The organism is Neptuniibacter sp. QD72_48, assembly GCF_047778065.1.
Classification (GTDB): Bacteria; Pseudomonadota; Gammaproteobacteria; order Pseudomonadales; family Balneatricaceae; genus Neptuniibacter.
Map to the genome: position 1 here is coordinate 2,288,102 of NZ_CP180547.1, position 24,878 is coordinate 2,312,979.

The following is a 24,878-nucleotide window of genomic DNA, read 5'->3' on the forward strand; positions in this document are numbered from 1 at the left end:
TGCAAATAGTAGCAGATAGAAGGCCACTAAGTCAGTCAACTATGACAGGAAAAAAGGCCCTATTTTTGATTTTGGCAATTCAAATTCATCAGGATACTTAGCATCGACGAAATAAAGACCATAAGGAGGAGCTGTTACACCACCCTGACGGCGATCCTTAGCATCCAAAACCTCTTTTGCCCATATAGGATCAGCCTCACCGCAACCAACGCTCATCAATACCCCGGCAAAGTTTCGAATCATATGATGCAAAAACGCATTGGCTCGCACATCTAGAACAATCAGTTGACCACTGTGATAAACATCTAGCTGCTTCACCGTACGAACCGGACTGTGCGCTTGACAGCCTACCGCACGATAGGAGGTAAAGTCATGCTCACCAATGAGATAGTTTGCTGCTTCCTGCATCCGCTCTACATCCATCTGCTTGTATGTCCAGGTAATACCTTTTGGCAAAATCGCAGGCTTTACCGGATTACAGTAGATAAGATATCTATAACGTCGCTCTACAGCAGAAAAACGTGCATGAAACTCATCCGATACAGGTACAGCCCACTGGATAGCAATATCATCGGGTAGATTGGTATTCGTACCTAAAACCCAAGCACGGTCCTCTCTTTGTACAGGACTATCAAAATGAATAATTTGATAGGTTGCGTTTACCCGCGCATCAGTTCTACCTGCACAGATAACCGATACAGGTGCATTCGCAATTTTTGAAAGCGCTTTTTCCACTTCCTCTTGAATGCTTGGCACATCACCCTCTTTCTGAATCTGCCAACCACGATACGCCGCACCAGAGTATTCAACACAAAGAGCATAACGATAAGAAGGGGCGATAGAAATCGCCCCTTCTGGTGAACTGTTAAGTTCAGTACAACTTTTTTCTGACATACTACTTTTCGTTAATGGATTTTATCAACGCTTCAGCTTCTTTCTTCTGGTCATCAGTGCCTTCTACAGCAATTTCTTCCAGAATATCTTTAGCGCCTTCGAGGTCTTCCATATCCATATAGGCACGAGCCAGATCAAGCTTAGTTTCAACTTCATCTGCTCCCTCTAACAGGTTTAACCCTGCCAGCTCGTCAAAATCTTCATCCACTGAGGCATCCTCTTCTTCTACAGCACTCTCTTCCAGTACTATATCACCCTCTTCACTATTAAGTAGCGCATCCAATTCAGAATCTAAATCAGCTTCCAGATCATCAGAGATAGATGATTCCAAATCATCATCCTCTAATACAACCTCTTCCTCTGAAGAAGCGGTGGTCGCAGCAGCCCCACCAACAGCAGCATCGGTTAGATCTAAATCGGATCCCAAATCATCCAGCATTGCATCTAGATCATCGGCTGCCGCATCGGATGGTGCTTCTTCTGATTGCTGCTCTTCAAGCTCACCGATCTCTAGATCAGGAGCTATTTCCTGATCCATACTGTCATCGACTTCAGCAAGCAACGCATCAAAGTCTTCATCTGATTCTAGCGATTCTGTGTCCAATTCATCCTGAGCTTCAAGCTGACCTGGAAGAGAAATATCACCTGGATCTGGATTCTCAGCAAGCATTGCTTCCAATGCTTCGTCCGTAACATCTTCTTCTGCAGACTCTTGTTCAGAATCTTCGACAGCCTCTTCTAGATTCCCCATGTCTAAATCTTCAGCTAGAAGAGCTTCTAAGTCATCAGTAGCATCAGATTGCACCGCCTCAACAGACGCTTCTGTCAACGGCTCTTCTTCTACTTCTGCTAATAGATCATCAAGGTCGTCTATTTCTGGCTCTACATCTGTTTGTTCAGCAGCATCTGTCAGTTCTTGGATATCTTCATCGGATACGGAATCAAGCAAGTCATCCAAACCTGATTCGTCAAGCTCTTCAGGAACCGTATCTACTTCCATATCAGAAGCCAGATCCGCTTCTAGGTCGGGACCTTCTGCTTCAAGCTCAGCAACATCTTCCGCAGTTACAAGATCCGGCATCTCATCAACAACAAAATCCAAGTCTGCATCATCGTTTTCAAGCGCTTCAGTCACTGACTCTTCGGCAACTTCATCAACCTTTTCATCAGCTACACTATCAAGGTCAAACTCTAGATCAGTATCATCAAGACCTAAATCGATTTCTTCCTCATCAACCCCTTCTGCTGAATCAGATTCTAGAGCTGCGTCAAGATCAGTCTCATCAATTATAGGCTCAGCATCTTCGACCTCACCTAAAATATCATCCAGCGCATCGGGCTCATCAGCGTCCGCCACTTCCAGCTGCTCATCAGTTTCAACAATATCTGACGGCTCTTCCAGAATGGCATCTAGCTCATCAGCTTCAGACTCTGCTGATGCCTCTTCCGCTTCCTCAACTTCGTCGTCATCTAGACCTAAGTCAAATTCATCATCTTCCAGCAGCGAATCAAGCTCATCTGGATCATCAGTTTCTACTGCCTGAAGGACATCACCCGTTGCATCCTCTTCAAGATCCAAATCCATATCCATATCTAGATCCAGATCGTCCAAATCTTCCAGATCATCGGTATCTGTAAGATCCAAATCTGCATCATCTAACAGATCATCGTCTGCACCTAAATCCAGATCTTCAGCAGCAACATCATCTTCTGCTTCACTGACTTCAGCATCAGCTTCTGAGGCTTCTTCAGGCACCTCTGCTGCATCAACCTCTTCAGGAGTTTCTAGATCCTCAGGCACTTGAACTAATGCATTTTCTTCTTCTACGGTCTCTTCATCTTTTTTACCGCGACGAAGGAAGAAGAAGAAACCACCCAATAACGCTATAAGCGCAGCGCCAATACCACCTAGCATTGCCGGTGATTGCAAAATAGTGTCTAAGAAACTTTTTTCTGGCGGTGGTGGAGGCGGAGTAGCCGCCTTTTCTGCAGCTTCAACTTTATTCTGTAACGTAGCTAGTTCTTTATCTTTCAGCTCTAGCATTTCACGCAATTTGGCTAATTCATACTGAATAGAATCCAGCTTTTCATTTAGCTCTGCATTATCACGGGTAATTTTATCTACGTTTTCAAGAGACTGACTCAGCCTATCTTCAAGCTCCTGATTACGCGCGAGCAATTCTTGCTTCTCAGCATCCACATCACCCTCAGGCTTAGTTTCAGCAGACTCATCCTGCATGTCATTTTCTTGGTCTTGCGGCTTATCACCTTCAGCCTTGTCAGACTGATCCGTCATTGCTCCTTTTTCAGGCTCAATGGAATCTTTTGGCGTAACAATCTTAAGTTCTGCAGACTTATCATCTTCAGGCGCTGGTTTAGGCTCCTCCTCTACAGCTTTAGTAACCGGCTTCTTTTTAGAAGCCTCTACAGGCGCAGAGCTTGTCTTACCTTTATTTTTCCATTCGGACGTCTGACGCACCACTTCAAGTGCAGCATCTTTGGAGTTAAGACGATTAATTTCTTCTCTAGTAGGCAGATCCAAAACAACACCCGCCCTTAGCGCGTTGATGTTGCCATTTACAAATGCATGAGGATTCTTTTTCTGCAAAGCGATCATCATCTTCTTTGCAGAGACGCTTGCACTCGGTCTGTGCTTAATAGCAATGGACCATAGAGTATCCTTTACATCGACATACACTTGAGAAGCATTCGTGCTTATTGATCTTGAACTATCGTTCGTCACCTGCATAGACTTTGACTTTACAGCCGATGAGGTCTCTACAGGGGTGGTAGAAGGCTGAACAGTCTTACGGACAGGTGTTGGATCATAGACGGGAGGATCAAGCAACAAAGTATATTCACGAACCAAACGCCCACTTGGCCAATTCACTTCCACCAAAAAGTTAAGAAAAGGCTCTTTCACAGGTCGATCTGACCGCATAGTGATTAAGCCTGAGCCATCAGGATTAACTTTCACCTGAAAGCTAACATCGGTTAGAAAGCGTGATTTTTCCAAACCAGCCAAAGCGAATTCGTCAATATTCGCCATTCTTGGCTGTATCTGTAATGGGCCTAGCTTCCTCACTTCAAGTAGTTGAATTTCCGCATTTAACGGCTCATTCAATGCTGAGTGAATTTTAATTTCGCCCAATCCCAGCGCATTTGCGTTGGAGGCACTTATAATCCCTGCTACAGCAAGGCTGACGGCGAGTTTTCGCAACATCATCAGTTTCCTTGTTCCCCTACCCTCAAAACTCTGAGTAATTCAGAGGGTTGCGATTCTGAAATCCTTCCACAGTATTGTTTATAAACCGCTTACGGGTCAAGGAAATACAAACAACTGTTTGTATTTCCTCTTAAAAAATCGATCTAAATATACTGTTGGATCAAAATCTCAGCTATTTGAATGCTATTTAGAGCAGCTCCTTTACGCACATTATCGGCAACCACCCATAAATTTATAGCATTTTCACAGGAAATATCTTCGCGAATACGACTAATGAACACCTCATCGTTTTTAGCCGCATCTGTTACAGCAGTCGCGTAAGCACCCTCTTCCTGATCATCAACCACCTCTACACCAGCAGAATGACCCAATAGCTCTCGCACTTCTTCAGCACTAATTGGATCCCAGCACTCGATATGCACTGCTGCACTATGACCAAAGAAAACCGGTACACGAACGCAAGTTGGGTTGACCATGACACCTTCATCACCAAGGATTTTCTGTGTCTCCCAAACCATTTTCATCTCTTCGCGGGTATAACCATTATCTTGCAACGCATCGATCTGTGGTAACACATTAAACGCAATCTGCTTAGGGTAGACCTTACTCTCAGGCGTTTGCGCATTTAGTAGCTTAGCAGTCTGACCAGCCAACTCTTCCACGCCACTCTTACCGCTACCAGATACCGCCTGATAAGTTGCAACATTGATACGCTTAACGGAAGCATGACGATGAATTGGAGCGACCGCTAAAAGCATCTGTATTGTGGAACAGTTAGGATTAGCAATAATCCCTCTATTCGGATATTCGGCTACAGCTTCAGGATTTACTTCTGGCACTACTAACGGCACATCATAGTCATAACGAAAACATGATGTGTTATCTATAACGATACAGCCCTGATCTGCAGCCATCTGTGCATACTCTTCTGAGACTGCAGCTCCAGCAGTAAAAAAGGCAATCTGAGCCTGAGAAAAATCAAAATCTTCTATCGCTTCGACTTTATAGTTCTTGTCATTGAACTGAATCTGCTTTCCGGCACTGTTTTCGCTTGCTACCAAATACAGATTCTCTACAGGAAATTCACGCTGCTCTAGAATTTCTAGAATTGCTTCACCAACCATGCCTGTTGCGCCAACAACAGCAACATTAAAACCTTGACTCATTTTCGTTTCCCCAAAAGCAAACCAGCCCGAACTAAGTCGGGCTGGTTAATATTCTTAATTAAAGACTGATTTTTTAGTCTTCTAACAGAATTCTCAGCATACGGCGCAGCGGTTCAGCCGCACCCCATAATAGCTGGTCACCAACGCTAAACGCGTTTAGATATTCGTCCCCTAGGTTCATCTTACGAAGACGACCTACAGGAACATTCAATGTGCCTGTAATTTTAGCTGGTGTAAGTTCCTGAGCAGTAATATCACGCTCGTTAGGAATAACTTTAACCCAGTCATTTGCTTCTGCCAGCATTGACTCGATCTCATCCATTGGAACATTTTGCTTCAGCTTAATCGTGAATGCCTGGCTATGGCAACGCATCGCGCCAATACGCACACAAGTACCATCAATTGGAATTGGGCTTTCACCCAAACCTAGAATTTTGTTAGTTTCAGCAAACGCTTTCCACTCTTCACGGCTTTGACCATTATCCAGTTTAGTATCGATCCAAGGGATCAAAGAACCCGCAAGCGGTACACCGAAGTTATCGACAGGCATTGCATCGCTGCGAATAGTTTCTGCAACTTGACGATCAATATCCAAGATAGCAGATGCTGGGTTAGCAAGATCTGTAGCAACAGACTCTTTGATGATACCCATCTGAGAGATCAGCTCACGCATGTGACGTGCACCGCCACCGGATGCAGCCTGGTATGTCATGGAGGTCATCCACTCGATCTGACCCGCATTGAACAAACCACCCAAGCCCATCAACATCAGTGAAACTGTGCAGTTACCACCCACGTAAGTTTTGATGCCGTTAGATAGACCGTCTTTGATCACATTCATATTTACTGGATCAAGTACGATGATTGCGCTGTCATCCATACGCAAAGAAGAAGCGGCATCGATCCAGTAACCTTCCCAACCTGCACCACGCAGATCAGAGTAAACCTGTTTCGTGTAGTCACCGCCCTGACAGGAAATAATGGCATCCATCTGTTTCAATTCTTCAATAGATGTCGCATCTTTCAGCGCTGGAATGTCTTTACCAATATCTGGACCAGCCTGACCTACCTGGGATGTGGTGAAGAAGACCGGTTCTTCGATATGATCGAAATCACGCTCTTCCATCATGCGTTGCATCAGCACGGAACCCACCATTCCACGCCAGCCAACAAAACCTACACGTTTCATTAAATTCACCAAATAATCAAATATAAACAACAAAGCCGGTACCGCCATCGATACCAGCTTTCGTATACTCCGAACGCATCAGAGTTGCTCAATTATGCATTATTTCTGCATTTGAGACTATCGTAATCTACCGAGACATCAGTAGATTACGACTATTTTTCTATTATTTATTGCAGAGCAGCAACCACTGCATCACCCATCTCAGAAGTAGACACTTTAGTCATACCTTCTGACATGATATCTGCAGTACGCAGATTCTGATCCAGAACCTGGCTTACCGCAGCTTCGATACGATCTGCAGATTCACCAGCATCTAGAGAATAACGCAGCATCATTGCAGCAGACAAAATAGTCGCCAATGGATTTGCAAGGCCTTGACCTGCAATATCAGGTGCAGAACCGTGGCACGGTTCATACATACCTTTACCATTTTCATCTAGAGACGCAGACGGCAACATACCGATAGAACCCGTCAACATTGCAGCAGCATCAGACAAGATATCGCCGAACATGTTCCCTGTTACTACAACATCAAACTGTTTAGGTGCACGTACCAACTGCATCGCAGCGTTATCTACGTACATGTGGCTTAGTTCAACTTCTGGATATTCTTTTGCCAGATCATCCATAATTTCACGCCATAGCACAGTTACTTCTAGCACGTTAGCTTTGTCTACAGAACATAGACGCTTGTCACGAGCCATCGCAGCTTCAAATGCAACACGACCAATACGACGGATCTCATTCTCATCGTAAACGTAAGTGTTATAGCCTTCGCGAACACCACCCTCTTTTTCACGGATACCACGAGGCTGACCGAAGTAGATACCACCCGTCAATTCACGAACGATCAAAATATCCAAACCAGATACAACTTCCGGCTTTAAGGTAGATGCGTGAGCAAGCTGAGGGTAAAGAATTGCTGGGCGCAAGTTACCAAATAGCTCTAGCTGAGAACGGATACCCAATAGACCTTTTTCTGGACGAATCTGAAAATCAGGGTTTGTATCCCACTTAGGACCACCAACAGCACCCAGTAGAATCGCATCAGATGCTTTCGCAGCTTCTAGAGTCGCTTCTGGCAGTGGTACGCCAGCAGCATCAATTGCAGCACCACCTACGTCAGCTTCGCTGAACTCAAGACCTAGATTATCTTGCTCGTTAACCAATTCCAAAACGCGGCGCGCTTCTGTAACAATCTCAGGACCAATGCCGTCACCCGGCAAAATCAAAACATTTTTAGACATTCTTATAACCTTCCCGATTGCCTCATACAGAGGCTTTATCTAATTCTTAAATTCGATTATTTGATTGCGCCAAACAACCAAGGCGCTGACTGACGACGCTTCTCTTCGTAAGCCTTAATATCATCTGCATGCCGCAGTGTTAGACCGATATCGTCTAAACCATTTAGCAAGCAATGCTTACGGAAATCATCAATTTCAAAAGCCATCTCTTCACCAGAAGGCGTCTTAACAACCTGATTTTCAAGATCAACGGTTAGTGCGTAACCTTCAGTTGCAGCTACCTCTTTAAATAACTGATCAACCTGTTCTTCACTTAAGATGATTGGCAACAAACCATTTTTAAAGCAGTTATTGTAGAAAATCTCTGCAAAGCTCGGTGCGATTACAGAGCGGATACCAAAATCATCTAAAGCCCAAGGCGCGTGCTCGCGGCTAGAACCACAACCGAAATTTTCGCGCGCTAGTAGAACACTTGTGCCTTTATAGCGCGGCAAGTTCAAAACGAACTCTTCGTTTAACGGACGACCCGTACACTCTTGGTCTGGCTGACCTTCATCTAGATAGCGCAGTTCATCAAACAAGTTCTTACCGAAACCAGAACGCTTGATCGATTTCAAAAACTGCTTTGGAATAATCATATCGGTATCAACATTGGCACGATCCAATGGAGCTGCGATACCTGTGTGCAAAGTAAATTTGTTCATGTCGCTCTCCTGATACCTTACTTAATCAACTCACGTACATCGATGAAGTGACCCGTTACTGCAGCGGCTGCAGCCATAGCAGGACTTACCAGATGAGTACGACCACCGAAGCCCTGACGGCCTTCGAAGTTACGGTTAGAAGTAGATGCACAGTGCTCACCATTACCCAATTTATCTGGGTTCATTGCCAAACACATAGAGCAACCTGGCTCACGCCATTCTAGGCCCGCAGCTGTAAAGATCTTATCCAAGCCTTCTTTCTCAGCTTGCTCTTTTACCAAACCCGAACCCGGTACAACCAAAGCCTGAATAATGTTGTCAGCCACTTGACGACCTTCAACTACTTTCGCAGCGTCACGTAGATCTTCAATACGGGAGTTTGTGCAAGAACCGATGAATACACGATCAAGTTTGATATCAGTAATATTCTGATCAGCATTCAAACCCATATATTCAAGTGCACGATTGATACCATCAATCTTAACCTGATCCGTTTCGTTAGCTGGGTTAGGTACTTGTGCAGATACACCAACAACCATCTCTGGAGATGTACCCCAAGTCACCTGAGGTTCAATATCAGCGCCGTCAATAACAACCACTTCGTCGAACTCAGCATCATCGTCAGACACTAGATCTTTCCATGCTGCTACTGCCATATCCCACTGCTCACCTTTAGGCGCAAATGGACGACCTTCAACGTAATCCAGCGTAATCTGATCAACAGAAACCAAACCAACACGAGCGCCTGCTTCAATTGCCATGTTGCAAACGGTCATACGGCCTTCCATAGACATGTTACGGAAAACATCGCCACCAAACTCGATCGCATAACCCGTACCGCCTGCAGTACCGATCACACCAATCACATGCAGCACAACATCTTTCGGCGTTACACCAAGGCCTAGTTCGCCATCAACGCGCACAAGCATGTTTTTCATTTTCTTAGTGATCAGGCACTGAGTTGCCAACACATGCTCAACTTCAGATGTACCAACACCATGTGCAAGCGCACCTAGAGCACCCAGCGTTGCTGTATGAGAATCACCACAAACAGCTGTCACACCAGGAAGAATTGCACCCTGTTCTGGCGCCATTACGTGAACGATACCTTGACGCTGATCGTTCATTTTAAATTCTAAAATGCCAAACTCATCACAGTTGCTATCCAGCGTTTTCACCTGAATTTTAGAAACAGGGTCAACAATCTGATCAACACCACCAGAACGCTCAGTAGTAGGTACGTTGTGATCTGGAGTCGCGATGTTTGCATCAATACGCCATGGCTGACGACCAGCCATACGAAGACCTTCAAAAGCCTGCGGAGAAGTTACTTCGTGCAGAACCTGACGGTCGATATAAATCAAAGAACTGCCGTCATCATTTGTACGAACCAAATGTGATTCGAACAACTTGTCATATAACGTTTTACCAGCCATGGAAGCTCACCTCACTTTATTCTTTTCATTCGCTCAACACTTCCAAAACTGCTGAGCCAACTAATTTATGCAGCAATCCTAGTGCACACTAAGCTACAACACAAATTCATATTTTTTATGCTTTAGATTCCAAATAGGAATACAATAAAAATTCAGAAGGTTACTGCATTAAAGAAAGAGTTATAGGAAAGAAATTTATGGATACCAATACACTACAAGCATTCTTGGCTGTAGCTGCTACAGGTTCATTTTCAAAGGCTGCCGACCAACTCTTTCTAACCCAATCAGCCATCAGCAAACGAGTGGCTTTATTAGAAGATCAATTGAACAGCAAACTGTTTGATAGGATTGGCCGCACAGTAACGATGACAGAAGCAGGCACCGCCCTATTACCTAGAGCTAAAGATATTTTGCTGCAATTGGATGATGCAAAAAGGCTGATTAGCAATCTAAACGCAGGCGAAATTATAGGTAATTTTAAACTTGCAGCTAGCCACCATATCAGCTTGCACAGACTCCCTCCTTTATTAAAACAGTATGCTGAAGCCTGTCCAAAAGTAGAGCTCGATCTTGAATTTGCCGAATCAGAAATCGCCTATGAGGGAGTGCTTAGAGGCGATCTAGAACTCGCCTTGATAACCTTATCCCCTGAGCCCGATCCATCCATTCATTCGGAAATCATCTGGGATGATGTACTTAGATATGTTGTAGCGAAAGATCACCCATTAGCAGATTGCGATCAAATCAACCTTGAACAGCTCACTCAGGTCAACGCCATTCTACCCGGCAGTAATACATTTACTCGGAGCCTAGTAGAGCAACTATTTAAACAGCACGCGCTCGAACTGAATGTAAGTATGTCGACAAACTACCTCGATACAATTCGCATGATGGTCAGTATTGGTCTCGGCTGGAGCCTTTTACCCGATAGTTTAGTAAATGATGATTTATGTGTCCTTGATGTAACCGATTCAGAACCCGTTCATCGAAATCTTGGGATTATCTACCACCGCAATCGCACCTTATCGAACGCCGCAAACTATTTAGTAGAAATGCTTAGGAATGAGCGATAAGCGGATGTAAGCGAAAGCCAGTTGTAATAAGATAGTTTTCATCGAGTAAAAATCGGAGAGTTGGCTGATGGAAAATAACGGCTTATCAATCGAAGCCTTGTTAGATGCCCAGAAAGAGTATTGGAAAAAAATCACTTCCAGTGCAGAGATGCCTCAACCACAGGAATGGGCGGAGCTTTTTAGTAAAAGCCAAGAAACGATCAAACAAGAAGCGCCTGAGCAATTTGCACAAATGCTCGACATCCTCGGTGCCCAATCTAAGAATTTTACTCAATACGGCGAAGAGCTTTTAAACCAGTACCGCAACGGTGGAGAACAACACCTCAACCAAGCGGTACATGAGTTTCAGAAGTACATGCAAAAACAAACCGCCGATGCACTTATGCAACAATGGCAGCTACCCGAACAGTTTGCCTCCCTATTTAAGACCCACAGCTTTCGCGACGACCTTCTCTTCGAGAACCCATTTTCCAGTGGTATGAAGAGCCTTTTGGAAACCCCTATCATTGGTACAAACCGCGAAACCCAGCAACAAATACGAGAAGCAACAAAGCTCACTATTGAGTACCAAGAAGCATTGCAAGAGTACGTTGAGCATTACAGCTCAATTAATCAGAATGCTTCAACTCAGATGCTTAACAAGCTGACTGAGGCTGGCGATAAGGTATCAACCCTGCAACAGCTTCATGACATCTGGGTAGAAGCCTATGAATCAGCATACGCAGATACAGTTTTCACCGACGATTACCAACGCTCACATGGCCGCATTAGTAATGCACTCATGCAGATGCGTAAGTTTGCACAGGATGTACGCGATGTACACTTTCAATCTGTCGGCTTAGCCACTCGAAAAGGACTAGATACAGCACTTCAACGCCAACACCAAATGCGCAAAGAGATGCGGAATAATCGCCGAGAAATGCTAGCAATGCAGCAGGAGATAGCGGCTTTAAAAGAACAAACTACTGCAGATCTAATCTCTGAACTTAAGAAAGAGATCTCAGCTCTCAAGAAAGAAGTCACCGCTTTGAAAAAACAAGCTAAAGGGACTAAATGATGAATGGCTTTAATCTTGACCCTAGCGTTGTCTCTCATGAACTTTTCGAATTTAATCGCAAGCTTCTCAAAAGCTACAATACGCTTTCGCAGCTAAAAGAAGTTGATGTCGACTCCACGCCTTACGACGTAATTTATACAGAAGATAAACTTCGTTTGCGCTACTACCAAAGCCAGGGTGAGAAGCGTTGCTCTACCCCATTATTGATCTGTTATGCACTGGTTAATCGCCCTTACATGATCGACCTTGAAGCCAAACGCTCAATGCTGCAGCGCCTTTTAGAACTGGGTTTAGATGTGTACCTAATCGACTGGGGCTATCCAGATGCTGCTGATCGATATCTAGATCTTGATGATTACATCAATGAATACCTCAATAACTGTGTAGCGGCTACATGCGAGCATGCAGGCTCCGATCAAACCAACCTTCTAGGCATCTGCCAAGGCGGTACATTCAGCCTTTGCTATACAGCTTTAAATCCAGAGAAGATCAAAAACTTGATCACTATGGTAACTCCGGTCGATTTTCAGACCGAAGATAACCTTCTCTATCATTTAGCAAAATATGTTGACGCTGATCTAGCCGTTGAAACCTATGGCAATATTCCAGGCAGCATGCTGAATGATTCCTATAATTCGTTAATGCCGATGCGTTTAGGCGTACAGAAAAACTTGGGTATGCCTAACCAGTTAGAAAATCGTGAAAGCGCCCTAAGCTTTTTACGAATGGAAAAGTGGATTTACGATAGCCCTGATCAAGCAGGCGAGGCCTTCCGCCAATTTATTACTCAGTTTTTTCAGCAAAACAAGTTGATAAAAGGTGAAGCGATGATCGGCGATAAACAAGTCAACCTAGGCAACATCAAGCAACCAGTCCTCAATGTATTTGGCAGCTTCGATCATTTAGTACCACCTAAAGCCTCTACAGCATTAGCTGAGCATGTAAAAACTAAAGATTACACAGAGCTAGAAGTAAAAGGCGGACACATTGGTGTTTTCGTTTCTGGCAAGTCACAAACCCAAGTAGCACCCGCTATCGTAGATTGGCTATCAGAACGGGACTAATCCCCCGTTCTCTCCTATTCCCTACCTTTTTTTGCCTGTATTAGTAATTTTCACCTCATTTAGCGTGATTTTTTTCTTTCTCAGAGTGAATTTGTCGACTAAAATCCGCGTCAAAATATAGTAGTCCTCACTTGGAGCTAACCACCTTGGCGACTAATGACAAAATTAAGCTACAGGGCTTTAACAATCTAACTAAAAGTTTAAGCTTCTGTATCTATGACGTCTGCTATGCACAAACACCTGAGCAAAAAGCGGAATACATCGAGTACATCGATGAACAATATAGTGCCGACCGTTTAACTGAAATTTTAAGCGAATGTTGTGACATTATTGGTGCAAATATATTAAATGTTGCACGACAAGATTATGACCCTCAAGGGGCTAGCGTTACGATTCTAGTCGCCGAAGAACCGATTAAAGATTCAGAATCCGTAGATACCACAGAAAAGCCAGGCCCTATGCCGGATTCGGTTGTAGCTCACTTAGATAAGAGTCATATCTGCGTGCACACTTATCCAGAAGCGCATCCAGATGATGGAATCTGTACTTTCCGTGCAGATATCGAAGTGTCGACTTGCGGCATTATCTCGCCTCTAAAAGCACTGAACTATCTGATTCACCGTCTGGAATCGGATATCGTGACGGTAGATTATCGTGTCCGTGGATTTACTCGAGACATTCATGGCATCAAGCACTATATCGACCATGATATTAACTCTATTCAGAATTTCTTCACGTCCGATATTCATGATCATTATCAGATGCTTGATGTGAATGTTTATCAGGAAAATATCTTTCACACTAAGATGATGTTGAAAGATGTAGATTTAAATACTTATCTCTTTGGTACTACAAAAGAGGAGCTTCCAGAAGCGGAAGTTCAACAGATCACCGAGCGGTTATCTAAAGAGATGAATGAAATTTTTTATGGCCGTAATATGCCAGATATGAAGTAAAGTCCCTGATATAAAAAAGGCCGCTTAGCGGCCTTTTTTATTACTGATCTTTTTTAGGATCTGATTCTGATGAATGCTGCTGATGCTCTGGGCCTTCACCCGGCTTGAACATTCCCCACATCTGCATATTTTGATCCGCGATGCGGTTCATCATAGTGAGCGGGTTCGCTGCGCCCATCATCGTCTGCATCTGATCTCGAATTCGATCCTGATGCTCAAGGAAAGAAGCAATACTCTGCTCAAGGTATTGACTCATCATACCCTGCATACTGTCACCATAAAAACGGATCAATTGTTGCAGTACCTGATTTGTCAATAAAGTGCCATGTCCTTGCGCTTCTTGCTCACTAATGATCTGCAATAGAATATTTCTTGTCAGATCATTTCCAGTTTTAGAATCTTCAACTTTAAAGGCTTCACCATTGAGTACCAATTGCTTTACATCATCTAACGTGACGTAACAGCTGCGCGAGGTATCGTACAAACGGCGATTTGTATATTTTCTTAGAATACGCAATGTACTTTTCTCTCTCGTATCATTCCCTTGGTTTAACTGATCACTTCACCTTGATCAGTCTTTTTTATTATCAGAGCTACCATAGCCCGAGGTCATAAGACCCATCATTATTTTTTGCAGCGCTTCCATAGAACCGAGGCCACTGTTTAGGTAAGGTTTGAACAACGTCAATGGATCATACCCTTCCGCACCAGCATCCATCTGTTCAGTGATCTTATCCATCATATCTTGCTGAAATTTCTGCACATCTGGTAAACCCAGAACTTTACGCAGTTCTTCCGGCGACATATCAATATCGATTTTGAACTTCACACCCCGACTCCTTAAGCAAGCAGAATAATACCCTAATCCTATAGTAAAACTTCGGCGGTGCAAAATTTTCAAATCAATACTTTTGCTGCGCTTTTCCACGAAAATAGTTTTTAATTGTCGGAAGTTAGAAACCTAAAGCCTCAGAGCAAATAAAAAATAAGTCAGATTTATCTTAAGCAAGGACACCACAAAACACTGACACTCCACTTAAACGTTATTGCTACAGTTTAGCAGCCCCCGTGGATAGCGGTCTTGAAAGGCTTTCTAGAGATAGGCCAATACTTACAGACAGCAAGACTAAAGATTGGTCAAAGGCTTGGACTCATTGTGTTTCCAAAATAATTTGCAATAAATCGTTTATATTGAGCACTCATGCACAGAGATACCTAAGCCTAAAGAATAATAAGGAGTCAGTGATATAAATCCCTTAACAAATTAGGAATTTTTCCTAATTGGCTATCCTTTATTATCAAAGTATCATTGTGCGCATAATCAGGGCGATTAATATACGCCCACAAAGCCTACCCGTGGATGTAAACAGGCTTTATCAATCTCTTATTACAAGGAATGTATTAGATGTCTCGTAGTCCTCTAAAGCTAATTAAAGATCTCGATAATTTTAAGTTTGTTTACTACTGGGCTTGTCCAGATCAAGGAAAAGTAAGCCCAAGCCTCCCTACTCTTCTCCATGCTGGAGAATGGATCATCGAACATAATTCTACTAGTTACAAAGGTAATGAAAGACGCAAATCCATGGTCGACAGGCGCAAAAAAAATACCGCTGCGACCACTGCTGAAATGGAACTGGTTTACTCTAGACGTTTGAACCCAGAAGGGCGTCGTGTAACCGACAAAGTGCCTGTAGTAGATCTTGATCTAACGCCTGAAAAGTTTAACGAAATGAAACAAGACATTCTAAACTAGCCCCATAAAAACAATTAAGAATCATTATCTTATAACTAGGCGAAGAAAATATTAAAACATTCATACCTTTGTAGGATTTTTTAAATAATTGCATTACCTTTCTATAGTACATAAGCACTTTTTGCCCGCTATAGAGTTGCTTTGAGACTACATGAGCATATAGTTATGTAGAATTTAAGGCTCCTTGCCTGAGATAACTCAAAGCATTTACTTTGGCCCAGCCATTGAGGTAGTTCGCATGCCATCATTTTTTCGACACGCGTCGATTGTTAATCAACTAGCCATTATTGTTTTATTAATTGTATTTGCCGTATTTACGGCTTTGTCTATGTTTGTCAATCACGAAGTAGACAAAGGCTTCATAAAAAATGTCGAGCATTCACTTGATCAACAAGTCGATCAATTAGCTAAAAACATCGACTTTTTTAATCAGACATTACAACTGCAAACAAATCAGATTGCCGATGTTTTTATCCAGATGTTTCCTGGTGATATGCTTATCGACGATCTAAATCAGGTTAAAGTTGGTAAATTTACAGTTCCGACACTTCTCCATGACTACGAAACAGTCACACAGAATTTTTCCAAACCTGATCAATTCACAAGTATGACAGGTGGTACCGCGACCATCTTTATGCGCGTAGAAGATGATTTTTTACGTGTTAGCACGTCCCTACGCAAAACAGACGGTAGCCGAGCTTTCGGTACAATGCTTGGTAAAAAGCACCCTGGTTATCAAAAGCTAATAAATGGCGAAGAATATAGTGGCCCAGCGCATCTATTTGGCCGTGACTACATGACCAAATATATTCCATTCAAAGATACTCAAGGTAAGGTCATCGGTATTCTATACGTAGGCTTTGATTACACTGAGCGACTAGCAGCCTTACAAAAAACAATCTCCGATCTAAAAATTGGTGAAACTGGTTTTGCTTACATCGTCAATCTGAAACAAGGCGCTCAATTTGGTCAGTTGCTTTTACACCCTTTCGCTAAAGGCAAAAATCTTACTGAGGTATCGGAAAGCGGCAACAACTTGCTTGATACAATTAGCAGCAACGACCACGGATTCACTCATATTCCCTTTACCCATGAGGATGGTGACATCAAAGACAAGTTGATTGCTTATTCTCAGGTTTCCAGCTTCAACTGGGCTATAGTTGCAGGAGCTGCAACTGAAGAATTTCTGACTGAAAGTGAGAAGCTTCGCCTTGAGATGATTGTTCTCTCTGTTCTTTGCGCGCTTCTAATTGCTGGGCTTTTATTCATTACATTGAGAATAAAATTACAGCCAATCGATACCATCTGTAATTATATGCAGGCTATTGGCCAAGGCGACTTAACTACTCATATTGATACCGATATGGGTGACAGTGATGAGACTCACAACGAGATACACAAATTAAGTCGAAGTGCCAAGAAGACAATTGCTGGTTTACGCAAAGTAACAGGCGAATTGAATACAACCATGAATACTATTCAAAACCATCTGGGTACAGTTTCGTCTGGTATTGATCGTTTGAATGTTGATATCAACCGCCAGCAACAAGAAACAGAGATGGTTGCAGCAGCAATTTCAGAGATGACCTCTACTTCTGAAGAAGTTGCTCGTAATGCCGCCGCCACAGCGGAACAAACACAGCGTGCAAACAACGAAGCAGATCATGGCGATAATCTAGTACAAGAAGTTGTTGAATCTATTCAGGGCATATCCTCTGAGGTTAATGAACTGACAAACATGATCGAACAGGTTGAAAATAACAGTAATGCCATTGGCACCGTTATGGATGTAATCCAAAACATTGCTGAACAAACCAACCTACTAGCGCTCAATGCCGCCATTGAAGCAGCACGCGCAGGTGAAGCAGGTCGAGGTTTCTCCGTTGTTGCTGATGAAGTTCGAAATCTAGCTCAACAAACAGCTTCATCAACAACAGAGATCAGAGAGATGATCGAGCGCCTACAAGGTAATACTCGAAGTGCTGTTGATCGTATGGAAAAAAGCAATAACAAAGTCCAGAACAGCGTCGATATGACCAGTCAAGCCGGCCAAGCACTAACTTCCATTACGGATTCTGTTGCGAATATCTCTGATGCTAGCGCTCAAATTGCCTCTGCGGCAGAAGAGCAAACTTCTGTGAGTGAAGACATTAGTCGTAACGTTGAAAGTATTAGTAGTATCGCTCAAGAGACAGCTAACTCTAGTCAGCAAATGAATTCAGCAATCAATGAATTAGGAAATGCAGGACAAGAACTGAAACGCGTAATCGCATTGTTCAAGGTTTAATTGCTTCGAATCAACAAAAAAGGGAGCTAAGATTAGCTCCCTTTTTTATTTTCACAATCAATCACTCCCAGCGCACTTCAGAAGTAAACATGTACCCCGCCCCATAAACTGTTTTGATAAACGCGGGCTGTTGAGGATCTTCTTCTATTTTTTTACGTAACCTCGACATTCTCACATCAATACTACGATCATAGGGAACACAGTTTTCGCCTAATAGCTGATCCCGCGAAAGTATTTGGAAGGGATGCTTTAACAACGCTAGCAACATATCACCCTCAGCCCGGCTTAAAGATTCAGCGGGCTTATGTGCATGCTTTAAACTCAACGAATCAGGTTGGTAGACCCATTGCCCAAAGCGAGCTTTGGTTGGCGTATCTATCACCAAGTTTTTCTTTTTACGAATACGACGCAGTAAACTCTGAACACGAGCTACAAGTTCTCTTGGCTCAAATGGCTTAGTGATATAGTCATCAGCACCAAACTCTAACCCTAAAATCCTATCAGTTAGCCCATCACGACCTGAAACAATGATAACCCCTACCTCATCTTCATCAAGCTTCTTAACTAACTCCATACCATCCATATCGGGCAGGTTAAGATCCACAATGCAGATATCTGGTTTCGCCCAGCCTATCTCAACAAGAGCCGCTTCACCGTTTGTGAAAGGTTTAGCTTGGTAACGAAAGCCCTGTAGGGTCGTGCAAATGAGTTGGCCTAGATCCTCTTCGTCTTCAATTACATAGATCAACGGGGTGCTGACATCTGTCATCATCTGCTCTCCTGATTATGTTCTTTTAGGCAAGGCACTATTTTTCTTTCTAAGGTTTCAGCATCGAAAGGTTTTTGAATCAAGCTATATTCAAACTCGAGCTTGGATGGCTGTTCACTGTAACCTGTCATAATTACAACAAATGCCCTAGGGAAAATCATATTCACTGCTGTCGCAACATCATAACCCGTCGCAGCTCCCGGCATCACAACATCACTTACAACACCAGCCAAATCCGATAAACCTGTCAGCATAGCTAAGGCCTCATCACCACTAGTCGCTTCAACTACGGAAAAGCCCATCGACCTTAATTGCCCACGAACCAACTGACGCACATCGGCATCGTCCTCAACTAATAAGATAAGAGAACTTTCAGTGATCTCCGCCCGATCGATTCCCTCAACTGTTTTTGTGGTTTGGGTTGCCTGCGGACTCTGTTGCTCCATCGCACCTAACAACAGATCAATTCTCGCGCCTACTTGACCATGATGGTAATGAGCGCGATTTTGAATTCTGAAATAACCCTTAGATTGTTTTACAAACCCGTAAACCATACTCAAACCTAAGCCTGATCCTGCACCGGTGCCTTTGGTAGTAAAAAATGGCTCACAAGCCTTATCTAAGGCTTCATCACTAAAACCTTCACCCGTATCTATCACGCTAAGTAATAAATACTCGCCTGAAACCACCTCTTCATCCCATGCTGCTTGCTGAACTTCTCTGCTATCTGAACTAACCGCGGATACCATTAAGCACAACTCCCCACCCTTAGGCATTGCATCAGCCGAATTAAGCGCTAAATTTACCAAGGCATCTTCCATTTGAGCGCTATCAACATAGACAGCAGGCAGGTTTGGTTTAATTTGAGTTCTTAGCTGAATATTTTCGGGCAGAGGCGCAGCCAATAGACCGACTAAATCGTTGATAAGCTGTTCAGGTTGCACATAGCTAGGCTTAAGCGGCTGACGTCGTGAGAACGCTAACAAACGTTTCGTCATATCCGCCCCTCTTCGAGTCGCTCTTACCGCTGGGGTGAGATGCTGTTGCAGATGCTTAGGTAGATCGTGTTTTCCTTGCAGCTCGAGAAGATTACCCAGAATGATCGTAAGTAGGTTATTGAAGTCATGAGCTAGACCACCCGACATCTGCCCAACCGCTTTCATCTTGCTCGCCTCAGCCATACGCTGTTCTACTTCACGCTCATGCGTAATATCGATAGAGAGAGTTAACATCCCTTCGACTTCTTTGCGTACGTTATAAAATGGCAGCACAGTACGACGAGTTAAAATATCTTTACCGTGATCATTAAGCCGATATTCGTACACCGGCGTCTCACCCTGCATCGCTTTGGCAATATACGGCTGCAGAGCCTGATTCATATCTTCGCCGACTACGTCTTCAAAAGTTTTACCAACAATCCCCTCTTTGGTTTGATCAAACATATCTCGGTACTGACGGTTTGCAAACACATAACGTAGTTGGTTATCGAGGTAAGCCACCTGAGCTGGTAGTGCATCTAGAATCAAACGCTGTCGAGTCTCGACTGCACGCAATTCGTCTTGCGTAGTTTGCAGGGAGTTAACTGCTTCTAATAAACGACTATTCGATTCTGATAACTCTTTGGTGCGTTCATTCACGCGGCTATTCAGGTTGTTAATATTTCCCCGTAAGCGATCGACCATGTAGTCGAATGATTCAGCCAAGATACCAAGCTCATCATTTCGAGAGATACCTGTTTTAGCAGATAGATCACCACGGCTGATTTTATACGCCGTCTGCGAAAGAGATTTAATGGGAGAAGTTAACCACTCGGCAAAGATAAATACCGCAACAATAGACGCCAACAGACCAAAAAAGCCCATTGCCATAATGCGCTGACTGATTTGTACCGAGCTTGCTTTTAAGTCGTCCAGATACACCGACGAGCTTATATACCAATCAAACCCTGATAAGTGTCTTACCAACGATAGCTTTTCGTATTCATAATGCCCTGGATCATCGGGTCTATCCCATTTGTAATACAGCTCTTTACCAGTATCTGACACTGCCATCAGATCTTGATAGATAGGCTGCCCTGTTACAGGATTTAACTGCGTTTTAAAGTTGATCCCATGAATATTTCGGTTGGGATGAAAGAGCATATTCCCTTGCGAATCAAAGACGTAAAGATAGCCATTCTGCGCAATTTTAATATCTTTAAGCGCTCGGTTTATCTCTGCTATCGCTCGCTCTTTTTGCGCAGCAACCTCGCGCTGAATATCGTCGATATAAACCCCAGCCCCCATCACAAAGCCCCATTCTGGGTAATGTTTTACATAGGAATATTTATCGATTGCTTCGGTTTCGTTAAGACGGTTCCATTTGTACTTATAAAAGCCAGTACCGTCGGTTAAAGCGAGAGAGAGAATCCCTGGAATAATCAGATTGCCATCAGCATCTTTTACATCTGACATATTTTGCTGATAGTAAGCATCATCCGGGTGAGAAATCAGGTTAGCGTCATAATCTGAGATCCAAATATAATCGCCATTACCAAATTGAAACTTGCGAAGGTCTGTAAATACCTTCTCCCATATTTCCGCGTCGCTTAAACCACTTTGCCTACCATCACGCAGCGCAAGATGAATATGGTTTTCGGCTATATCAAGAACAGAGCCCAAACGCTGTTCATGAGATTTAAGGGTGTTATCTACGTAACGTTCCGTCCCTGCATACATTCGATTAGCAAGATCATAAACAATGTTCAAAACCTGGCGGTTGGAATTCAATTCAAGATTGAAAACATTCTGTTTAATCAAAGGAACGGTAAAGAAATAAATTGCGGCAAAAATGCTACCGATTAGCGCTAATAGCATTAAGAACAAGCGAATAGTAATAGGTGAACGGCGATACATCGAATCTACTATCTCGTTGATGTTACAAACACAACTCTCCCCTCCATGAGAGATAACTGCTTCATACAACAGTATTTCTTTATATCGAATGTAACACAAACCGGGATTACAACGGCGACTTGTTACATTTCGTTAGATTACAAAAATAGTTAAGCAAACTTTCTCCATTAATCTGGCTGCCACATAAAAACAAAAATCGAGAATCACCTATCTGAAGCGGTAGCAGAAAAGGTCATTCAAAGAAAAGAGTAGCGCCACGATGACTCAGCCTAATCAAGACTTCATTCTGGAAACTCGGGATCTGACCAAAGCCTTTAAAGGCTTTACTGCGGTTGATGATGTCAATCTAAAGATTCAACGAGGACACATTCACGCCCTTATCGGCCCTAATGGCGCTGGTAAGACCACCGTATTCAATTTACTGACCAAATTTTTGCAACCAACGACCGGTCAGATCTTGTTTAACAATGAAGATATCACCTCGATGCAATCTGCAGCGATAGCACGCAAAGGGGTTGTCCGTTCTTTTCAAATCTCTGCTGTTTTTCCGCACTTAACGGTTCTAGAAAACGTTCGTATTGCCCTGCAGCGCAAAGAAGGCAATAGCTTTCACTTTTGGCGTTCTGAAAAAATTCTCAACCATTTAAATGCGCGCGCTTTAGAGCTTCTCGAATCTGTAGGTTTAGAGAGTTTTGCCAACAGCGTTACCGTTGACCTGCCTTATGGCCGCAAGCGTGCTCTAGAGATCGCAACCACACTGGCCTTAGAGCCTGAATTGATGCTGCTTGATGAGCCGACACAAGGCATGGGGCACGAAGATGTCGATGTAGTGACCGAGCTAATCAAAAAAGTCTCTGCCAACCGCACCATTTTGATGGTTGAACACAACTTACATGTGGTTTCCAAACTTGCAGATCGCATCACCGTGCTACAACGAGGCGCCATTTTAACCGAAGGCGACTACGACACTGTTTCCGCAGATCCACGCGTCCGTGAAGCTTACATGGGTACTGCAGCCGAAGAAGTTGAAGCGGAACAAGCAAAACAAGAAGTGGAGGCTGTGGTATGAATCAGGCCGTTAACTTACAGACTAAACACGAAGCTGTTCATGGTAATCAGCGCGAAAAGCTTCGTATTAATAATCTACACGCCTTTTATGGCGAGTCGCACATTCTCCATGGCATCGACCTAACGGTTAACCAAGGTGAATTGGTAACCCTATTGGGCCGTAACGGTTCCGGCCGTTCAACCACCCTAAAAGCCATCATGAATATGGTCGGCAAACGTACCGGCAACATTGTGGTCAATGGCGAAGAAACTATGTCCCTGCCAGCACATAAGATTGCCCGTTTAGGCCTAGGTTTTTGCCCGGAAGAGCGCGGCATTTTCTCCAGCCTTAATGTTGAAGAAAACCTCATGCTGCCACCTCAAGTACGTTCTGACGGCATGAGTGTGGAAGAGATCTACGAAATATTCCCAAACCTTTACGAACGCAGAGCCAGTCAAGGCACACGTTTATCTGGTGGTGAGCAACAGATGCTTGCCCTAGGAAGAATTTTGCGTACTGGCGCAAACATCCTATTGCTGGATGAAATTACTGAGGGCCTCGCCCCCGTCATTGTGCAGAAACTGGGCGAGGTTCTTAGTCTCCTCAAAGAGAGAGGATTAACCATTCTGCTAGTCGAGCAAAACTTCCGCTTTGCAGCGCCTATTGCTGACCGCCACTACGTGATGGAGCACGGCCACATCGTTGAAGAAGTTCATGCTCATGAGCTCGAAGCTAAAACAGATTTATTAAATACCTACCTCGGTGTTTAAGCCTTTAAAGAATAAAAACAACATAGATACGGCCTTTGAGTAGAAGGTACGGCAACTGGAGCGAGTCAATGAAGACATTTAAAAAATCACTAATCTCAGCAGTTATCACAGGCGCAATGGCTACAACAGTTTCAGGTGCTGCACTGGCAGAATCTGACGGCAAAATTAAGCTGGGCATTTTGGCAGATATGGGTGGCACATATGCCGATATTTGTGGTCAAGGTTGTGTAACCGCAGCAGAGATGGCGATTGAAGATTTTGGTGGTAAGGCACTTGGACAAGAGATCGAACTAGTTACAGCTGACTCGCAGCTAAAACCAGATATCGCCTCTTCTATTGCGCGTAAGTGGGTAGAAGCTGAAGACGTTGATGCAATCGGTGGCTTAGTTTCTTCTGCGGTATCTGGCGCAGTATCAAAAGTTAACCTGAATGCTAAAAAGCTAACACTGATCTCTGGCTCAGCATCCAACACTTTCACAACCAAGAGCTGTAACCCTTACAACGTTCACTGGACTTACAACGTTGTTGCCCTAGCAAACGGCACTGTAAAACCTATGGTTCAATCCGGTAAGAAGAAATGGTTCTTCATCACAGCTGACTACAGTTTTGGTCACGCCCTAGAAGGTGTTGCATCCAAGGTCATCAAAGAAAACGGTGGTGAAGTTGTTGGCACTATTCGTGCGCCACTAGGCACAACAGACTTCTCCTCTTATGTTCTTCAGGCTCAGGCTTCTGGTGCAGACGTAGTTGCTCTAGCAAATGCTGGTAACGACACAGTAAACGCACTTAAAACAGCCACTGAATTTGGTCTAACTCAAGAGATGGATGTTGCAGGCCTATTGGTATTTACACCAAACGCTCAAGCGATGGATGCAGATGTTGCTGGCGGTATGCGCTTAACGTCTGGATTCTACTGGGACATGGATGAGAAAACACGTCAGTGGAGTCAACGTTTTGAAGAGCGTCACGGTGCTATTCCAAGCATGATTCACGCAGGTGTTTACTCGGTAACAACTCACTATCTAAATGCAGTAAAAGCGGTAGGCAGCGATAACGCAGAAGCGATCGCTAAGAAGATGAAAGAGACAAAACCTGAAGACTTCTTCGCACGTAATGCAACTCTACGTCCAGACGGCCGTATGGTACACGACATGCTGTATGTAGAGATTAAGAAAGCAGCCGAGCGTAAAGATCAAAACGACATCTACAAAGTACTGAAGGTTATTCCAGCAGATGAGGCTTACAGCCCAATGCTACCTCAGTGCAACTTCTCATAAGAAAAATGCGTGGTGGCAAATGCTATTTGGCTTTGCCACCACACCTGCTTCATACATTCCTCTGGGAT

Annotated in this window: 20 protein-coding genes; 9 read left to right on the top strand and 11 right to left on the bottom strand. The window is 43.7% G+C overall.

Features of this window, described 5'->3' with window-relative positions; genetic code table 11:
• Positions 1-39: 39 nt before the first annotated feature.
• From truA to leuC, 7 genes are all read right to left on the bottom strand, one after another.
• The gene (gene truA, locus ACMXYX_RS10250) at positions 40-894 is read right to left on the bottom strand and encodes a tRNA pseudouridine(38-40) synthase TruA (RefSeq protein WP_415881582.1); all 855 of its coding nucleotides are present in this window, start codon (positions 892-894) and stop codon (positions 40-42) included.
• A gap of 1 nt (position 895) precedes the next feature.
• Positions 896-4,120 carry a FimV/HubP family polar landmark protein gene (locus ACMXYX_RS10255; RefSeq protein ID WP_415896425.1) on the bottom strand — a complete coding sequence of 1,075 codons (3,225 nt, stop codon included), beginning with the start codon at positions 4,118-4,120 and terminating at the stop codon, positions 896-898.
• Between the two features lie 143 nt (positions 4,121-4,263).
• Positions 4,264-5,286: an aspartate-semialdehyde dehydrogenase gene (locus ACMXYX_RS10260; RefSeq protein WP_415905970.1), complete on the bottom strand. Its 1,023-nt coding sequence runs from the start codon at positions 5,284-5,286 to the stop codon at positions 4,264-4,266.
• 73 nt (positions 5,287-5,359) lie between these two features.
• Complete coding sequence (gene asd / locus ACMXYX_RS10265; protein ID WP_415896426.1) at positions 5,360-6,475, bottom strand: aspartate-semialdehyde dehydrogenase; 1,116 nt, start codon at positions 6,473-6,475, stop codon at positions 5,360-5,362.
• Between the two features lie 167 nt (positions 6,476-6,642).
• Positions 6,643-7,722 carry a 3-isopropylmalate dehydrogenase gene (leuB, locus tag ACMXYX_RS10270; protein WP_415896427.1) on the bottom strand — a complete coding sequence of 360 codons (1,080 nt, stop codon included), beginning with the start codon at positions 7,720-7,722 and terminating at the stop codon, positions 6,643-6,645.
• A 56-nt stretch (positions 7,723-7,778) separates the two neighbouring features.
• Entirely contained in the window at positions 7,779-8,426 is a 648-nt protein-coding gene (gene leuD, locus ACMXYX_RS10275) for a 3-isopropylmalate dehydratase small subunit (RefSeq protein ID WP_415896428.1), read from the bottom strand.
• Positions 8,427-8,443: 17 nt separating this feature from the next.
• The gene (leuC, locus tag ACMXYX_RS10280) at positions 8,444-9,862 is read right to left on the bottom strand and encodes a 3-isopropylmalate dehydratase large subunit (protein WP_415896429.1); all 1,419 of its coding nucleotides are present in this window, start codon (positions 9,860-9,862) and stop codon (positions 8,444-8,446) included.
• 197 nt (positions 9,863-10,059) lie between these two features.
• Between leuC and ACMXYX_RS10285 the strand changes: the two genes are divergently transcribed.
• From ACMXYX_RS10285 to speD, 4 genes are all read left to right on the top strand, one after another.
• Entirely contained in the window at positions 10,060-10,935 is an 876-nt protein-coding gene (locus ACMXYX_RS10285; protein ID WP_415896430.1) for a LysR family transcriptional regulator, read from the top strand.
• Positions 10,936-11,002: 67 nt separating this feature from the next.
• Complete coding sequence (locus tag ACMXYX_RS10290; RefSeq protein ID WP_415896431.1) at positions 11,003-11,992, top strand: poly(R)-hydroxyalkanoic acid synthase subunit PhaE; 990 nt, start codon at positions 11,003-11,005, stop codon at positions 11,990-11,992.
• Positions 11,989-13,056, top strand: a complete 1,068-nt coding sequence (gene phaC, locus ACMXYX_RS10295) for a class III poly(R)-hydroxyalkanoic acid synthase subunit PhaC (RefSeq protein WP_415896432.1) — start codon at positions 11,989-11,991, stop codon at positions 13,054-13,056. Before ACMXYX_RS10290 ends, phaC begins: the two co-directional genes overlap by 4 nt.
• A 146-nt stretch (positions 13,057-13,202) precedes the next feature.
• Positions 13,203-14,012: an adenosylmethionine decarboxylase gene (speD, locus tag ACMXYX_RS10300; protein WP_415881592.1), complete on the top strand. Its 810-nt coding sequence runs from the start codon at positions 13,203-13,205 to the stop codon at positions 14,010-14,012.
• A gap of 40 nt (positions 14,013-14,052) precedes the next feature.
• Here the strand turns inward: speD and phaR are convergent, their stop codons facing one another.
• Together phaR and ACMXYX_RS10310 are read right to left on the bottom strand one after the other, a co-directional pair.
• A complete protein-coding gene (gene phaR, locus ACMXYX_RS10305; RefSeq protein WP_415881593.1) occupies positions 14,053-14,529 on the bottom strand; it encodes a polyhydroxyalkanoate synthesis repressor PhaR in 477 nt (158 codons plus the stop codon).
• Between the two features lie 54 nt (positions 14,530-14,583).
• Positions 14,584-14,841, bottom strand: coding sequence for a DUF6489 family protein (locus ACMXYX_RS10310; protein ID WP_415881594.1), 258 nt, complete (start codon positions 14,839-14,841; stop codon positions 14,584-14,586).
• 576 nt (positions 14,842-15,417) lie between these two features.
• Here ACMXYX_RS10310 and ACMXYX_RS10315 point away from each other — a divergent pair.
• Positions 15,418-15,765 (top strand): hypothetical protein, encoded by a 348-nt coding sequence (locus ACMXYX_RS10315; RefSeq protein WP_415881595.1) that lies wholly within the window; start codon positions 15,418-15,420, stop codon positions 15,763-15,765.
• 238 nt (positions 15,766-16,003) lie between these two features.
• Positions 16,004-18,052 carry a methyl-accepting chemotaxis protein gene (locus tag ACMXYX_RS10320; RefSeq protein ID WP_415896433.1) on the top strand — a complete coding sequence of 683 codons (2,049 nt, stop codon included), beginning with the start codon at positions 16,004-16,006 and terminating at the stop codon, positions 18,050-18,052.
• 61 nt (positions 18,053-18,113) lie between these two features.
• Here the strand turns inward: ACMXYX_RS10320 and ACMXYX_RS10325 are convergent, their stop codons facing one another.
• A complete protein-coding gene (locus tag ACMXYX_RS10325) occupies positions 18,114-18,824 on the bottom strand; it encodes a response regulator transcription factor (RefSeq protein ID WP_415896434.1) in 711 nt (236 codons plus the stop codon).
• Complete coding sequence (locus tag ACMXYX_RS10330) at positions 18,821-21,784, bottom strand: cache domain-containing protein (protein WP_415896435.1); 2,964 nt, start codon at positions 21,782-21,784, stop codon at positions 18,821-18,823. The genes ACMXYX_RS10325 and ACMXYX_RS10330 overlap by 4 nt, the downstream gene beginning before the upstream one ends.
• 190 nt (positions 21,785-21,974) lie before the next feature.
• Here ACMXYX_RS10330 and ACMXYX_RS10335 point away from each other — a divergent pair, with 190 nt between their 5' ends.
• The 3 genes from ACMXYX_RS10335 to ACMXYX_RS10345 all read left to right on the top strand — a co-directional run bounded on the left by ACMXYX_RS10335 (position 21,975) and on the right by ACMXYX_RS10345 (position 24,810).
• Entirely contained in the window at positions 21,975-22,784 is an 810-nt protein-coding gene (locus ACMXYX_RS10335; protein ID WP_415905971.1) for an ABC transporter ATP-binding protein, read from the top strand.
• A complete protein-coding gene (locus tag ACMXYX_RS10340; RefSeq protein WP_415905972.1) occupies positions 22,781-23,533 on the top strand; it encodes an ABC transporter ATP-binding protein in 753 nt (250 codons plus the stop codon). The genes ACMXYX_RS10335 and ACMXYX_RS10340 overlap by 4 nt, the downstream gene beginning before the upstream one ends.
• A gap of 68 nt (positions 23,534-23,601) precedes the next feature.
• Positions 23,602-24,810 carry an ABC transporter substrate-binding protein gene (locus ACMXYX_RS10345; protein WP_415905973.1) on the top strand — a complete coding sequence of 403 codons (1,209 nt, stop codon included), beginning with the start codon at positions 23,602-23,604 and terminating at the stop codon, positions 24,808-24,810.
• The last annotated feature ends 68 nt before the right edge of the window (positions 24,811-24,878 follow it).

What these genes read in the sequence shown, in the direction of transcription:
- ACMXYX_RS10345 (WP_415905973.1), top strand. Translation starts at nt 23,602, where the DNA reads ATGAAGACATTTAAAAAATCACTAATCTCAGCAGTTATCACAGGCGCA.
- ACMXYX_RS10260 (WP_415905970.1), bottom strand. Translation starts at nt 5,286, where the DNA reads ATGAGTCAAGGTTTTAATGTTGCTGTTGTTGGCGCAACAGGCATGGTT.
- ACMXYX_RS10315 (WP_415881595.1), top strand. Translation starts at nt 15,418, where the DNA reads ATGTCTCGTAGTCCTCTAAAGCTAATTAAAGATCTCGATAATTTTAAG.
- ACMXYX_RS10340 (WP_415905972.1), top strand. Translation starts at nt 22,781, where the DNA reads ATGAATCAGGCCGTTAACTTACAGACTAAACACGAAGCTGTTCATGGT.
- phaC (WP_415896432.1), top strand. Translation starts at nt 11,989, where the DNA reads ATGATGAATGGCTTTAATCTTGACCCTAGCGTTGTCTCTCATGAACTT.
- leuC (WP_415896429.1), bottom strand. Translation starts at nt 9,862, where the DNA reads ATGGCTGGTAAAACGTTATATGACAAGTTGTTCGAATCACATTTGGTT.
- ACMXYX_RS10335 (WP_415905971.1), top strand. Translation starts at nt 21,975, where the DNA reads ATGACTCAGCCTAATCAAGACTTCATTCTGGAAACTCGGGATCTGACC.
- truA (WP_415881582.1), bottom strand. Translation starts at nt 894, where the DNA reads ATGTCAGAAAAAAGTTGTACTGAACTTAACAGTTCACCAGAAGGGGCG.
- asd (WP_415896426.1), bottom strand. Translation starts at nt 6,475, where the DNA reads ATGAAACGTGTAGGTTTTGTTGGCTGGCGTGGAATGGTGGGTTCCGTG.
- ACMXYX_RS10290 (WP_415896431.1), top strand. Translation starts at nt 11,003, where the DNA reads ATGGAAAATAACGGCTTATCAATCGAAGCCTTGTTAGATGCCCAGAAA.
- ACMXYX_RS10255 (WP_415896425.1), bottom strand. Translation starts at nt 4,120, where the DNA reads ATGATGTTGCGAAAACTCGCCGTCAGCCTTGCTGTAGCAGGGATTATA.
- ACMXYX_RS10320 (WP_415896433.1), top strand. Translation starts at nt 16,004, where the DNA reads ATGCCATCATTTTTTCGACACGCGTCGATTGTTAATCAACTAGCCATT.
- leuB (WP_415896427.1), bottom strand. Translation starts at nt 7,722, where the DNA reads ATGTCTAAAAATGTTTTGATTTTGCCGGGTGACGGCATTGGTCCTGAG.
- ACMXYX_RS10325 (WP_415896434.1), bottom strand. Translation starts at nt 18,824, where the DNA reads ATGATGACAGATGTCAGCACCCCGTTGATCTATGTAATTGAAGACGAA.
- leuD (WP_415896428.1), bottom strand. Translation starts at nt 8,426, where the DNA reads ATGAACAAATTTACTTTGCACACAGGTATCGCAGCTCCATTGGATCGT.
- ACMXYX_RS10285 (WP_415896430.1), top strand. Translation starts at nt 10,060, where the DNA reads ATGGATACCAATACACTACAAGCATTCTTGGCTGTAGCTGCTACAGGT.